The 12,823-nt window shown below is 70.7% G+C and carries 12 protein-coding genes and 1 riboswitch; of the genes, 7 read left to right on the top strand and 5 right to left on the bottom strand.

Features of this window, described 5'->3' with window-relative positions:
• Window positions 1–81 precede the first annotated feature (81 nt).
• A riboswitch (guanidine-III (ykkC-III) riboswitch) is annotated at window positions 82–151 on the top strand.
• A gap of 31 nt (window positions 152–182) precedes the next feature.
• Window positions 183–503 (top strand): DMT family transporter, encoded by a 321-nt coding sequence (locus ACZ60W_RS15960; RefSeq protein ID WP_366304988.1) that lies wholly within the window; start codon window positions 183–185, stop codon window positions 501–503.
• Here ACZ60W_RS15960 and ACZ60W_RS15955 read toward each other — a convergent pair.
• Window positions 497–2,683, bottom strand: coding sequence for a transglycosylase domain-containing protein (locus ACZ60W_RS15955; RefSeq protein WP_469755907.1), 2,187 nt, complete (start codon window positions 2,681–2,683; stop codon window positions 497–499). The genes ACZ60W_RS15960 and ACZ60W_RS15955 overlap by 7 nt on opposite strands.
• A gap of 150 nt (window positions 2,684–2,833) precedes the next feature.
• On the opposite strand from ACZ60W_RS15955, the gene ACZ60W_RS15950 reads away from it, so the two are divergent.
• From ACZ60W_RS15950 to ACZ60W_RS15935, 4 genes are all read left to right on the top strand, one after another.
• Entirely contained in the window at window positions 2,834–3,634 is an 801-nt protein-coding gene (locus ACZ60W_RS15950) for an ABC transporter permease (protein WP_469755912.1), read from the top strand.
• Between the two features lie 136 nt (window positions 3,635–3,770).
• Entirely contained in the window at window positions 3,771–4,550 is a 780-nt protein-coding gene (locus ACZ60W_RS15945; RefSeq protein WP_469755911.1) for an ABC transporter permease, read from the top strand.
• A gap of 8 nt (window positions 4,551–4,558) precedes the next feature.
• The gene (locus ACZ60W_RS15940; RefSeq protein ID WP_469755906.1) at window positions 4,559–5,539 is read left to right on the top strand and encodes an ABC transporter ATP-binding protein; all 981 of its coding nucleotides are present in this window, start codon (window positions 4,559–4,561) and stop codon (window positions 5,537–5,539) included.
• Between the two features lie 13 nt (window positions 5,540–5,552).
• Complete coding sequence (locus tag ACZ60W_RS15935; RefSeq protein ID WP_469755905.1) at window positions 5,553–6,821, top strand: DUF445 domain-containing protein; 1,269 nt, start codon at window positions 5,553–5,555, stop codon at window positions 6,819–6,821.
• 91 nt (window positions 6,822–6,912) lie between these two features.
• Here ACZ60W_RS15935 and ACZ60W_RS15930 read toward each other — a convergent pair whose 3' ends face one another.
• From ACZ60W_RS15930 to ACZ60W_RS15915, 4 genes are all read right to left on the bottom strand, one after another.
• Window positions 6,913–7,215: a hypothetical protein gene (locus tag ACZ60W_RS15930; protein WP_469755904.1), complete on the bottom strand. Its 303-nt coding sequence runs from the start codon at window positions 7,213–7,215 to the stop codon at window positions 6,913–6,915.
• 88 nt (window positions 7,216–7,303) lie between these two features.
• Complete coding sequence (locus tag ACZ60W_RS15925; RefSeq protein ID WP_469755903.1) at window positions 7,304–9,133, bottom strand: DEAD/DEAH box helicase; 1,830 nt, start codon at window positions 9,131–9,133, stop codon at window positions 7,304–7,306.
• A 1-nt stretch (window position 9,134) separates the two neighbouring features.
• Entirely contained in the window at window positions 9,135–10,547 is a 1,413-nt protein-coding gene (locus tag ACZ60W_RS15920) for a transcriptional regulator (RefSeq protein WP_469755902.1), read from the bottom strand.
• A gap of 66 nt (window positions 10,548–10,613) precedes the next feature.
• Window positions 10,614–11,303 (bottom strand): hypothetical protein, encoded by a 690-nt coding sequence (locus tag ACZ60W_RS15915; RefSeq protein WP_469755901.1) that lies wholly within the window; start codon window positions 11,301–11,303, stop codon window positions 10,614–10,616.
• Window positions 11,304–11,780: 477 nt separating this feature from the next.
• Here ACZ60W_RS15915 and ACZ60W_RS15910 point away from each other — a divergent pair, with 477 nt between their 5' ends.
• Entirely contained in the window at window positions 11,781–12,341 is a 561-nt protein-coding gene (locus tag ACZ60W_RS15910) for a hypothetical protein (protein WP_469755900.1), read from the top strand.
• Between the two features lie 128 nt (window positions 12,342–12,469).
• On the top strand, window positions 12,470–12,673 hold the full coding sequence (locus tag ACZ60W_RS15905; RefSeq protein ID WP_469755899.1) for a hypothetical protein: 204 nt from the start codon (window positions 12,470–12,472) through the stop codon (window positions 12,671–12,673).
• Window positions 12,674–12,823 lie beyond the last annotated feature (150 nt).

Raw genomic sequence — 12,823 nt, 5'->3', positions numbered from 1 at the left:
CTCAGGAACTGGGTTTTTCCTGGGAGCTCCCCCCCCCCCCCCCCCCCCCCCCGGGCCCCCCCCCCCCCCCGCCCCCCCCGCCCTTTCTTTGCTAGCCTGAAGACACCCGACGAGACGCGCCGTACCGGGTTCCGCGACAAGACGACGCACCCCCTTTTCCCGTCTCGCGGAGGTGTCTCGTCATGGCCTGGGTTCTTCTCGTCGTCGCCGGTCTGCTCGAGGTCGGCTGGTCCATCGGCATGAAGTACACCGACGGCTTCACCCGGCTCTGGCCCAGCGTCCTCACCGGCGCCGGGATCGTCGCCTCCATGCTGCTGCTGTCGCAGGCGGCGAAGACCCTCCCGATCGGTACGGCCTACGGCGTGTGGGTCGGCATCGGCGCGGCCGGTGCGGCGGTGCTCGGCATGGTCGTGCTCGGCGAGCCGGCGACCGCCGCCCGGATCTTCTTCGTCTGTCTCCTGCTCGTCGCCGTCGTCGGCCTGAAGGCGACGTCCGGTCACTGACCCCGCACGGCGGGGCGCGGGGTCCCTGGGGCGCGCGTCGCGGCTCCCGGCCCCGCCTCGCCCGTCACGTACTCCTCCTCCTCGCCCTCCTTCGTCCCGTCGGGCACCGGCGGGACGGGCGGCTCCTGCGCGCCGGGCATCAGCTGGAGCTCGAACTCCTTCGGCGCGGTGCCGGCCAGGGCGTCCCGGGTGAACTGGCCCCAGATCGCGGCGGGCGGCCCGCCCCCGCTGACCCGGGCCAGGCCGAGCGCCCCGTGGAGGGACTCCTGCCGGCCCGACTCGGGGTCCTGGCCCATCAGGGCGACCACGGTGGCGAGTTCGGGCGTGTAGCCCGCGAACCAGGCCGCCTTGTCGTCCTCGGCGGTGCCGGTCTTGCCCGCCGCCGGGCGGCCCGCGGTCTGCGCGGCCGTGCCGGTGCCGGACTCCACGACGCTCCGCAGGATCGACGTGGTGGTGTCCGCGGCCTCCCTGCTGACGGCCTGCCGCGCCGCCGGCGCGGGCAGGGCGACCTCCTGGCCGCCCCGCGAGACCGAGTCCACCAGGGTGTACGAGCCGTGCCGCCCGTGGGCGGCCAGGGTCGCGTACGCCGCCGCCATGTCCAGGACGCTCGCGGTGGCCGGGCCGAGCGCGATCGACGGGGAGGCGTTGAGGTCGGGGGTGGAGCGGGGCACGCCGAGGTCGATCGCGGTCCGCCGGACGTGCGCCGGGCCCACGTCCACCGCCATCTGGGCGTACACGGCGTTCACCGACAGGTCGGTGGCGGCGCCGACCTGGATCTCGCCGTAACTGGCGTCGTCCTCGTTGGCGGGGTCGTACGCCTCGCCGTCCCAGCCCTCCACCGGGCGCCGGTTGGTCCCGTCGTACGTCGTGTACGGCGTGATGGGCACGCCCTGCTGGGTCTGCGCCCCGCTCTGCACGGCCGCGGTGAAGACGAACGGCTTGAACGTGGAGCCGACCTGGTAGTCGCGGCGGGTGGCGTTGTTGACGTACTGCCGGGTGTAGTCGACGCCGCCGTACAGGGCCAGCACCCGGCCGTCGGCGGGGTCGACGGCGGCGGCCCCGACGCGGACGTTGCGGTCGGCGGGGGCGCGGTCCGGGTCGAGCCGCGACTGCACCTGGTCCACGACCGCCTGCGCGAGGGCCTCCTGCTTGGCGGGCTCCAGGGTGGTGGTGATGCGGAAGCCGCCGCCGGCGAGCGTCTTCTCGTCGATGATCCCGCGGCCGGTCAGGTACTCCTCCACGGCCTGCACGAGATAGCCGCGCTGGCCGGCGAGGGCGGTGGCGGGCCGCGCGCTCTGCGGCGCCGGGAAGCGGGCCGCGGCCCGGTCGGCGGGGGTGAGCCAGCCCTCGGTCACCATGCCGTCCAGGACGTAGTTCCAGCGGGCCACGGCCTTGGCGCGGTTCTCGGGGTGGGTGGTGACGTCGTAGGCGCTGGGGGCCTTGAGCAGCGAGGCGAGGTAGGCGCCCTCCGCGGTGTCGAGGCGCTCGACGTCCTTGCCGTAGTAGGCGCGGGCGGCGGCCTGCACGCCGTACGCGTTCCGGCCGAAGTAGCTGGTGTTGAGGTAGCCCTGGAGGATCTCCTCCTTGCTCTTCTCGCGGCCCAGCTTGATCGCGATGAAGAACTCCTTGGCCTTGCGGGTGAGCGTCTGCTCCTGGCCCAGGTAGTAGTTCTTGACGTACTGCTGCGTGATGGTCGACCCGGACTGGCGGCCCTTGCCGTTCACGGTGTTCCAGGCGGCCCGGACCATGGCCTTCGGGTCGACCGCCCGCGAGGTGTGGAAGTCGCGGTCCTCGGCGGCCAGCACCGCCCGCCGGACGGTGAGCGGGACCTGGTCGAGGCGGACGTTCTCCCGGTTGACCTCGCCGTCGCGGGCCAGCGGCGTGCCGTCGCGGTAGAGGTAGACGTTGGACTGGGCGACCGCGGCGGCGTTGGCGGGCGGGATCTCCACCAGGAGGTAGCCGGCGGCGAACGCGCCCGCGAGCAGCAGCGTGCCGAGCAGGAGGAGCCCGAGGAGGGCCCGCAGGACGCGGCGGACGCGGCGGGGGCGCCGCACGGGCCGCTCGTCCGGGCGCGGGGAGGGGAGGGTGGGGTCCCTCGGCTCCCAGCCCGCGCCCCGGCCCGCTCGCCGTGGCCCGGAGGTGTCGCTCGGATCGTCACTCGTACCGGAGGAAGGGGACATGGCATCACATACTGCACGGAATGCGACGAAACGCCCGAACGTGAACCCAGCGTGCCCCGAATCCGGCGGAAAATCCGGTCGCGGCGACACCCCGCCGCCCACTAGGGTCGTGCGCTTCGCCGTGATTCGTGCCGGAAAGGGACTCCCATGCTGCGGCTGTACGCGACGGTGGCCGCGGGCGGCTTCCGGCGCCACGCCACCTACCGGGTCGCGACGGCGGCCGGGATCTTCACCAACAGCGTCTTCGGCCTCGTCCTGTCGTACACCTACATCGCCCTCTGGGACGAACGGCCGCACCTCGGCGGCTACGCCGTCGACGACGCCCTCGCCTACGTCTGGATCGGCCAGGCGCTCCTCACCGTCTGCGGCCTCATGGGCGGCGGCTTCGAGGACGAACTGATGGAACGCGTCAGGACCGGCGACATCGCCGTCGACCTCTACCGCCCCGCCGACCTCCAGACCTGGTGGTTCTCGGCCAACGCCGGCCGCTGCGCCTACCAGCTGCTGGGCCGGGGAGTCGTCCCCATGCTCGTCGGCTGGCTCGCCTTCCGCTTCACCCTCCCGTCCGGACCCGGCGCCTGGGCCGCCTTCCTCGCGTCCGTCGCGCTCGGCTCCGTCGTGGGCTTCGCGCTCTGGTACCTGGTGGCGATGAGCGCGTTCTGGCTGCTCGACGGCCAGGGCGCCACCCAGGTCGCCTGGCTGAGCGGACTGTTCTTCTCGGGGATGCTCCTCCCGCTCAACGTCTTCCCGGGCACGCTCGGCGAGATCGCGCGCCTCCTGCCCTGGGCCTCCCTGCTCCAGGTGCCGGCCGACGTCTACCTGGGCCGGTACGAGGGCTGGGCGCTGACGGGGGCGTACGCCTTCCAGGGCTGCTGGGCCGCCGTCCTGCTCGCCGCCGGACGGATGGCCCAGGTGGCCGCGACGCGGAAGGTGGTGGTCCAGGGTGGCTGACGTCCTGCGCCCCTCGCCCCCGGGGCCCGGGGACGGCCGGGAACCCGACGGCGGCCACGGACCCGCCGCCCCCCGGGACGGCCTCGGGGCCCCCGACGAGCCCCGCGCCCCGGTCGGCTCCTTCGCCACCTACCGGATGGTGGCCGGCATGTGGATCCGCTCCACCCTGACCTACCGCTCCTCCTTCGCGCTCACCCTCGTCAACAGCTTCCTCGCCACCTTCTTCGACTTCGTCGTCATCCTGCTGATGTTCGGTCAGGTCGAGGGCCTCGGCGGCTTCTCGTTCGCGGAGGTCGCGCTGCTGTACGGCACGGCCGGCACCGCCTTCGGCATCGCGGACCTCACGATGGGCTCCTTGCAGCGGATGGGCCGCCGCGTCCGGGACGGCTCGCTCGACACGTTCCTGATGCGCCCGGCCCCCCTCCTCGCCCAGGTCGCGGCGGACAAGTTCGCGCTGCGCAGGTTCGGCCGGGTCGCCCAGGGGCTCTTCGTCCTCGTCTGGGCCCTGGTCCTGCTGGACGACGTCGCCTGGACACCGGTGAAGGTGCTCCTGCTGCCCGTCACCGTGGTCTGCGGCGCCGTGATCTTCGCCGCGCTGATGGTCGTCGGCGCGTCGGCGCTGTTCTGGATGCAGGACGCCGCGGAGGTCACCAACGCCTTCACCTACGGCGGCAACACCCTCCTCGGGTACCCGCCGACGCTCTTCGCGCAGGACCTGGTGCGGGGCGTCGTGTACGTCGTCCCGCTGGCCTTCGTGAACTGGCTCCCCGCCCTGTACGTCCTCGGCCGGCCCGCCCCCGCCGGAGTGCCCGGGTGGGCCGCCTTCGCCTCGCCGCTCGTCGCGGCGCTCTGCTGCGGCGTGGCCGGGCTGGCGTGGCGGGCCGGAATCCGTTCGTACCGATCGACAGGAAGCTGAGACGGGCCGTGCCCTTCATCGAACTGGACGCACTGGAGAAGGTCTTCACGGTCCGCCGGAAGGCGGGACCGTTCCGCCGCGAGAAGAAGGAGGTCCGCGCCGTCGACGGCATCAGCTTCGGCGTCGAGCGCGGCGAGATGGTCGGCTACATCGGCCCCAACGGCGCCGGGAAGTCCACCACCATCAAGATGCTCACCGGCATCCTCACCCCCAGCGGCGGCCGGCTGCGCGTCGCCGGCATCGACCCCGCCCGCGAGCGCACCCGGCTCGCCCGGCGGATAGGAGTGGTCTTCGGCCAGCGCACCACCCTCTGGTGGGACCTGCCGCTCAAGGACTCGTACCGGCTCGTGCACCGCATGTACCGCATCCCCGACGACCGCTACCGGGAGAACCTCGGCCGCTGCGTGGAACTCCTGGAACTGGGCGAACTCCTCGACGTGCCCGTCCGCCAGCTCTCCCTCGGCCAGCGCATGCGCGGCGACATCGCCGCCGCCCTCCTCCACGACCCGGAGGTGCTCTACCTCGACGAGCCGACCATCGGCCTCGACATCGTCTCCAAGGCACGGGTGCGCGAGTTCCTCCGGGACCTCAACGCCACCCGCGGCACCACCGTCCTCCTCACCACCCACGACCTCACCGACATCGAGCAGCTCTGCTCGCGCGTCATGGTGATCGACCACGGACGGCTCGTGTACGACGGCGACCTGCCCGGACTGCACGCCGCCGGCGCCGGCGAACGGCTCCTGATGGTCGACCTCGAACGCGAGCTGCCCCCGATCACCGACATCCCCGGCGCCCGCTTCGTACGCGCCGAGGGACCCCGTCAGTGGCTCGCCTTCCCGGCCACGCACTCCGCCGCCCCGCTCGTGGCCGCGGTGGCCGCCCGCCATCCCCTCCTCGACCTCTCGGTGCGGGAGCCGGACATCGAGGCGGTGATCGCGAAGATGTACGGGGGAACTCGGGACGAGCGCCGGGAGTCCCTGATGTAGGAGGTCGAGTGCATTGGTGAGTTTCTCGTACACGGCGGCGGACGAGGAGAAGAGCAGAGGCGTCCGGCGCATGAAGGCGCTGGCGACGTCCCTGCTCCTCGCGGTCGCCCTGATCTACGCCCTGGCGACCTGGGCGGAGCACGCCGGCTGGGGCGCCTGGACGGGCTACGTCGCCGCGGCGGCCGAGGCCGGCATGGTCGGCGCGCTCGCCGACTGGTTCGCCGTCACCGCCCTCTTCCGGCGGCCCCTGGGCCTCCCCATCCCCCACACCGCCATCATCCCCACGAAGAAGGACCAGCTGGGCGCCTCACTGGGCCAGTTCGTGGGCGAGAACTTCCTCTCGGCCGACGTCGTACGCGGCCGGCTCGCGGCCCTGGGCATCGGGGCCCGCCTCGGGGGATGGCTGTCGGACCCGGCCCACGCGGACCGGGTCACGGCGGAGGCGTCCACGGCCCTCCGCGGCGCGCTCACGGTCCTCCGGGACGCCGACGTCCAGGCGGTCGTCGGCGAGGCGATCACCCGCCGGGCGGAGGCGGTGGAGATCGCGCCGGGCCTCGGCAAGACGCTGGAGAAGATCGTCTCCGACGGGGCGCACCGCCGGGCGGTGGACCTCGTCTGCACCCGGGCGCACGACTGGCTGGTCACCCACGGCGAGTCGGTGATGGACGCGGTCCAGGGCGGGGCACCCGGCTGGACCCCCCGCTTCGTCGACCGCCGCATCGGCGAACGCGTCTACAAGGAGCTCCTCCGCTTCGTGACGGAGATGCGCGACATGCCCGGTCACCCGGCGCGCGGCGCGATCGACCGCTTCCTCACCGACTTCGCCGCCGACCTCCAGGCGGACACGGACACCCGGGCCCGCGTCGAACGCCTGAAGTCCGACCTCCTGGCCCGCCCCGAGATCCAGGACGTCATCGCCTCCGCCTGGTCCTCGATCCGCACCCTGATCATCGCGGCGGCCGAGGACGACCGCAGCCAGCTCCGCCTCCGCGCCCGCGCCTCCCTCATCTCCCTCGGCAAGCGCCTGTCGACGGACACCCGCCTCCAGACCAAGGTCGACGGCTGGGCGGAGGACGCGGCGGCGTACGTCGTGACGACGTACCGCGGCGAGATCACCTCCCTCATCACCGACACCGTCGCCGGCTGGGACGCCACCCAGACCTCCCGCAAGATCGAGGCCAACATCGGCCGCGACCTCCAGTTCATCCGCATCAACGGCACCGTCGTCGGCGCCCTCGCCGGCCTCCTCATCTACACGATCAGCCACGCGGCGGGCGCCTGACGACCCGACGACCCCGGCCGGCACCGATCCTGGCCCATACCACGACCGGCACGACTCTCGCGGTCCCGGCCCTCACGGCCGAGGAGGTCGCTCAGCTCTTCTCGCGCGTCACGGCCCAGGACGCGGCGGCCACGGCCCCGGCGACGGAGAACACCGCCGGCCAGGCCCCGACCTTCTTGGCCAGCGGGTGCGACCCGGCGAAGGCGGCCACGTACGCGGTCGTCAGCCCCACGGACGCCTTCGCCCCGCCCACCCGCTGCCACTCCCGAGCCGCCACCCCACCGGCCACCGCCAGCACGGCACCCCCCAGCGGCCGCTTCTTCGTCCAGCGCGCCACCGCATACCCCCCGACAAGTCCGGCGGCGGCTATGGCGGGGGAGGGGATACGGGGCATGACGGGGCCTTTCGGGTCGGGACGTCGCTTTCCTCCGAGCCTACGGGGCATGGAGGCCGCGGGGCGGGCTGGCGGCCAGGGACTGCGCTCAGCAGGGTTCGAGATGCCCGATGAGCGCGCGGAGATCGCCGGCGTCCATGCCCCAAGGAGTCAGGTCTTCTTCGGGGTCGGCCAGCTCCCGGACGGACTGATCATCCAGAATCTGCCCCATGAACTCCAGTTTCCGGCCCAGCCGCTCGTGCACGATGTTGTCGATCGTGCCCTGAGCGATCAGTACGGTCACGCGTGTCTCCGTGTCTGCCGCCAGCCCCAGGCGGTGAATCCGGTCGAGGCTCTGCAGGTAGCGGCCGGCGGCGAAATCGCGGTCCAGGAAGACGGCGTCATGGCAGACATGGTGCAGGCTGATTCCCTCGCCGAGGGTCGCTGGATTGGACAGCAGCACCAGGCAGTCAGGGTCCTCGCGGAACCTGCGGATCTGCTCCTCGCGATCAGGAGTGCCCCCGTGGACCACCGCCGGCTTGAAGGGCTCCAGCGCTCGGGCGAGTGTGGTCAGGTTCCTCACGAACGTTGACCACACGAGGGTCTTGCGGCCAGCACGGGCATTCTCCGTCACGGTCCGGAGCACTGCCTCGTATTTCGGCGATGTCTCGTAGCGGGGGAGATCCCGCATGAGTTCCTTCAGCGGGAGGCCGTCAGCGGCGCGCAGCGGTGGCACGAAGAAGGGCAGCGGCTCGTACCGGTCGGACCCCGATTCCAGGAGTGCGGGGTTCGTGCTGGCCATCAGGAGGTAGACGAGAACCTTTCCCAGGCGGGCGAACTCCTCCTGCTCGCGGTCCTGGAGGCCGGTCAGCTGATTCCTGAGTGCCGAGTAGAGCCGCCGGTGCGCTGCCGGAAGCTCGACGTACTTCACGCGGACATCCACTGGAGGAAGCTGGAGCTCGCTCTTGGTGGTGCGGGTGAACAGGGGACGCAGCACCCGGCTCGCATGGCTCAGGTCGCCCCCGTCCACGGCTTTGTCCACGGCCCGTCTGCCGTGCCCGGGCCAGACGAAGGAGAGCAGACTCTCCAGGTCCTTGGCCCCGTTGGGCGCGGGTGTCCCCGTCAGGATCAGCCGGTGCTGGGCCAGGGGCCCAAGCGCCATGCAGCTGGCGCCGTAGGTGCCGCGGACACCGAGTTTCATCCGGTGGGCTTCGTCCAGCACCATCATGGCGGGGCCCGTGGCCAGCCAGTCGGCGAGCTCCGCCTGATATCGGCTCAGTCTCTCGTAGTTGACCAGCAGGATCTCGGCATCGTAATCCGGCCGGCGTGCGAACACGCGGACCACGGGTCGCTCTGTGAAGCATCCGGCGGCCTCCTCGGTCCACGCTTCGTACGCCGACTTCGGTCCGACGACCAAGAGCTTCCGGACCTTCCCCGAGTGACGCAGGGCTGCATAGACGGCCAGGGCCGTACGCGTCTTGCCTGCGCCCGGCACACTGAAGTTCGCCCCGTGTGTCAGGGACAGCAGCTTGCTGATGTCCCTCCGCTGAAAGCTCGTCAGTGGCGCCTTCCAGGTGTCACCCAGGTGCATGGACACGTCGGCAGGCCGGATCTCTCCGGGGACCTCCGTACCGTTCTGTCCGGCGCGAATACGGTCCTCTACTGCCTGTGCGTCCCGTACGGACCCCTCGGTAAGCGCCCTCAGGTCAGATGCGAAGAGCACTCCGGACGGATCATGCCAGTGGGTGAGCAGCGTGAGCTGCGCGAGGAACTCCTCCAGATCCACTTCGGCGGACAGCGCGCCCCGCTGGCTGCCGCTGCCGTACCGGGCGATGAACCGGACCAGGTGCGCCTGTCCATCGTCGCGCGCACGGAACACGACCTTGGTCCGCGTTCCGTCGAAACACAGTCTGAGGGAAGGCTCCTCGGTGGCGGCCATCTCAGTCCCCGCTCGTCTTGATCAGCCAGGTGACACCCTCACCCTGTGAGGACACGCCGCGGCTTGCCTGGCGGGCCAGCTTCGTCAGGCTGGCCCTGACCCTGAGCAGGGCGTTGTCGAAGCTAGCCTCGTCCAGGCTGTTGCTGCCGAGAGCCTGGACGAGGTCGCTCACGCTCTGGTCGATCGCTGCGCGCGCGTCGTCGAGCCGCTCGGCGGTAGTCTGCCGGACCTTCTTCAGCCGGTCGTCCCGCTCCGCTGCGTCCAGGGCGCGGCGCATTCCCTTCTGGGCGGCGACCACTTCCTGCCGCGCCGCCTCGCGCAGCTCGTCGGTGAGATGGCGAGAGGCCGCGGTGGCGCGGGCCCGCAGAATCTGGTCTGTTACTGCGCGGGCTTGCACGACCACGTCCGACGGCGGAGCGACAGCAACAGAAAGCCCAGGGATAGCGATTCCTGTCTGTGCCGCTGTTCCGGCGCCACCTGCCTGGAACAGGCCGGGCAGACTTCCCTCCAGGTAGGTGTCCTGGAAGTCCTCGCCGATGACGCGTGTCTTGGTCTTGGCGAAGTCCAGGACGATCGCGGTGATCCGGTTCTCCTTGACCCTCTCCGCCTTCTCCTGGCTGACCGCCTGCACCTTCGTGTAGGTGCGGTGCAGCTCCTTCAGGTTCTCCTGGTGGCCTTCGAAGTCGGAGAGAGCGAGCTGGGCGCCCTCAGGTGTGGCGCTGCGCTCGATCATGTCCCGGATCACGCCGAGGATCCATCGCTCCTGCTTGAACGTCTTCAGCTGGATGTGGAAGTCGCGCGCGATGTCGGCCGCTTCGCGTCCCATCAGCTCCTGTTCTTCCATGGCGATGAGCCGGTTGATGTAGGAGTAGTCCCGGCGCTTGTCGGGCCGCAGCTGAAGGGTCAGCTCAACTGCGTTGATGTCGTCCCAGCTGAAGGATCGGGGCAGTACGCCGACGCGGATGCTGGACCGGCCCAGCCGGCGCAGCGCGGCGGCGCGCGTATTGCCGTTGACGAGGATGCCCTCGTGCGTCATCAGCCCGGGTTCCTGCTGCTCGACCGACCGCAGGCTCTCCGCCAGCGTTTCGAAGTCGGGGTCGGTCTCGTCAGGGTTCGCGGGCTTTCCCATGAGGAGCCGGCGGAGGTAGTCCTGGCTTTCCGGCGCCCACGGGTCGTCCTGCAGTCCGCGCGCCAGTGCGGGGTCGTGCTCCCGCTGCGCCCTGATCCGGTGCGTCGCCGGGTTGAAATACACACGCTGCAGCGGCATATCGATGACGCCCACGTGATGCGGCCGGCCGTTCCACTCCACGGTGACGGTCTCGGAAACCGCGTCACCCGCCGTCGTCTCGCTGAGCCGTCGCGCGACGAACTCGGCGTTCTCCTCGCTGTTCGGCGGAAGAGCGTACTTCTGCATCCCCACAGGTCTCCTTAACTCAGGGCCCTTGCCCGTTTCCCTCCGGTCCGGTCGGACCGGGCCCCGCTACGACTGGCTGGCAGCCTGGCGGACCGTCTCACGCGATTCCGCGGGCAGGCTGCGGTACTCCCCCCAGAGGATTTCCATGGCACTGAAGTCCCGCCGGTCCGCCGCCACCCACTGCGCAAAGAGTTCGCGTTCCACTCCGCTCAGCCTGTGCAATCGGCTGAGAACGCCGGTCACGTCGGTCTGCTGGCCGCGTCCGCCGATCCTGCACTTGCGGCACTCGATGACTGTCTCGACCGCCGTACCCCCGGGCTTCAGGACCTCCCTGCGGGCGACGTCCAGCTGTGCCGTCTCGGCCCCGCCTTCGTATGCCTCGCCGGCCGCGATGCCGCATACCCGGCAGAGGTGGGCGTCCCTGTCGAGGAGTTCGCGGCGCTGGGGGGCGGTGATGGCCGCTGCGGCCGGCTTCACCCGAGCCTGACCGGGCTTCCAGACCTCGGCACCCATCTCGACGAAGCGGTGCTCATGGGGGGAAAGAGTGGCGTCATCCCGGTTTGTGGCGATATTCCAGCCGTGAACTCTCAGGTCCCGCATCCGGCGGTCGATCTGTGAGGTCTCCGGGAATGCCTCGCGAAGCTGGGTCTTCGTGAAGATCTCGCCCACGCCGACTTCGGTGACGAGCCACAGCGCGCAGCGGACCATCGTCCCCTGCTTGCTGTTCTGCCACGAGGGAATGTCAGCGTTGGTCACCATTTTCTCCTTCGCACTGATTCGCGGGACTTGCACCGTACGACTGCCGGCGACTCGCACGGGCGGCATTTCCATTGGACAGGTGTGAGCCCGAAGAGATCAAGCTGTCATGGGTGTTTGCGGCCCAACGCAAACATCCATGACCAATGCGGTCTGAAAACGCAAACACCGAGACCCAGGGCAGGTGTCCCAACGCAAACATCGAGGCGGGCGGAACGATGCATTCCCGCTTGCGGACCACGTGCTTGATCACGGAAGACTGTTTCCTCGTTGTATCCGCTCGCCTCTGGAGGTCTGGTGGCCGCTCTCGGCCAGGTTCGTGAGACGTATTGGCAGGGCTGTAGCTCCGAACGCATCGCCTTCGCAGGGCAGTTCCGCGTCCTCGTCGGGGCCATGGGGTCCGAGAAGCAGGGAGCCCGTGCGGGGCAGCTGGCCATTCCGCTCAGCACCCTGTCCAACTACTGGAGCGGGCGGCGTATGCCGCGCCTGAGGAAGCTCCAGGAGATCTACGGCACGGTGCGGCGCCTGTCCGGCGGCGTGGATCTGCCCGTAGCCCTCGAGGACCTTGAGGCGCTCAGGGCCCAGGCCCTGCGGGCGGCTGAGCGTGACAGCCGGGCCGCAGAGGCCGTCGCCGCCTTCACCTCCTCGGTGGAGGATCCCGACGAGGCGCCTGTCGTGCCCGGCGGGACTGCGGCAACGGGACCGGCGCAGGACCGGCGCAGCGAGGTGAACGGCAGGACGGCGGAGGTGCTGGAGATCCTGCGCGCAGCGCGGGCCTCGGGAGACCTGAGGCATCTGGTGGGAACGGCGTGGTCCGCCAGCCGGACCCTGGCCGAGGCTGAGCTCTGCGACGCGGCGGGCGCTCTGTACGGCACGGGCGACCTGGACCTCGTGGAGGCGCTTCTGCTCGCGGACGCCCAGCGGAGCAGCGACGGCACGATGAGCCTCGCGCTCGCGCTGATGGGCGCCGGGCTGGCGAGCTCGGCCGAGCTCGTCCTGCGGGCCAGGCTGCCCATGACAGGCGAGGGGCGGAGGTAGACCGTACGGGCTGCTACAGCTCAGCCGAAGAACACCGAACGGGATGAGGCGTGCCTCGTCTATCCCGGAATCCGAGGTGCCCGGTACGGGCCGCCTGCCACGAAACCTGTCATTGGAGTCGCTTCTTCATGCTGCACATCTCGCTGACCGTGGTCGTCGCGGTCGGCTTCGCCGTCCTCATGGCGCTCATCGTTGCCGCGGGGACCGTCGCGCTGGCCCGCTGGGACGGCCGATCTACCCCTGCGTCGATCATGACGGGCTTCGTCGCGTTCGGTGGCGCACTCACGCTGATCATCTTGTTTCTCACCTTCCTCGCGGGAGCCGGGGAGTAAGCGGTCACTCGGAGCCCGCTGGCCGTGGGCGGCACGCGGCCCTTTCGCCGGCGATTGGCCCGGCCGGTGCCTGGAGACGCCTGGCATGCCGCACACTTGGGGGGGTTGTCAGTGGGGCATGTCACCCTCTGTGATGGCTGGCGGCACAGG

Source organism: Streptomyces sp. NPDC104202, from assembly GCF_055584185.1.
Note: the sequence above shows the minus strand (reverse complement) of the source record. Positions and strands in the feature narration are given on the sequence as shown.

Coding starts and splice junctions, on each gene's coding strand:
- ACZ60W_RS15960 (WP_366304988.1), top strand. CDS start 183: ATGGCCTGGGTTCTTCTCGTCGTCGCCGGTCTGCTCGAGGTCGGCTGG.
- ACZ60W_RS15920 (WP_469755902.1), bottom strand. CDS start 10,547: ATGCAGAAGTACGCTCTTCCGCCGAACAGCGAGGAGAACGCCGAGTTC.
- ACZ60W_RS15905 (WP_469755899.1), top strand. CDS start 12,470: ATGCTGCACATCTCGCTGACCGTGGTCGTCGCGGTCGGCTTCGCCGTC.
- ACZ60W_RS15910 (WP_469755900.1), top strand. CDS start 11,781: ATGCCGCGCCTGAGGAAGCTCCAGGAGATCTACGGCACGGTGCGGCGC.
- ACZ60W_RS15955 (WP_469755907.1), bottom strand. CDS start 2,683: ATGTCCCCTTCCTCCGGTACGAGTGACGATCCGAGCGACACCTCCGGG.
- ACZ60W_RS15945 (WP_469755911.1), top strand. CDS start 3,771: ATGGTGGCCGGCATGTGGATCCGCTCCACCCTGACCTACCGCTCCTCC.
- ACZ60W_RS15925 (WP_469755903.1), bottom strand. CDS start 9,133: ATGGCCGCCACCGAGGAGCCTTCCCTCAGACTGTGTTTCGACGGAACG.
- ACZ60W_RS15930 (WP_469755904.1), bottom strand. CDS start 7,215: ATGCCCCGTATCCCCTCCCCCGCCATAGCCGCCGCCGGACTTGTCGGG.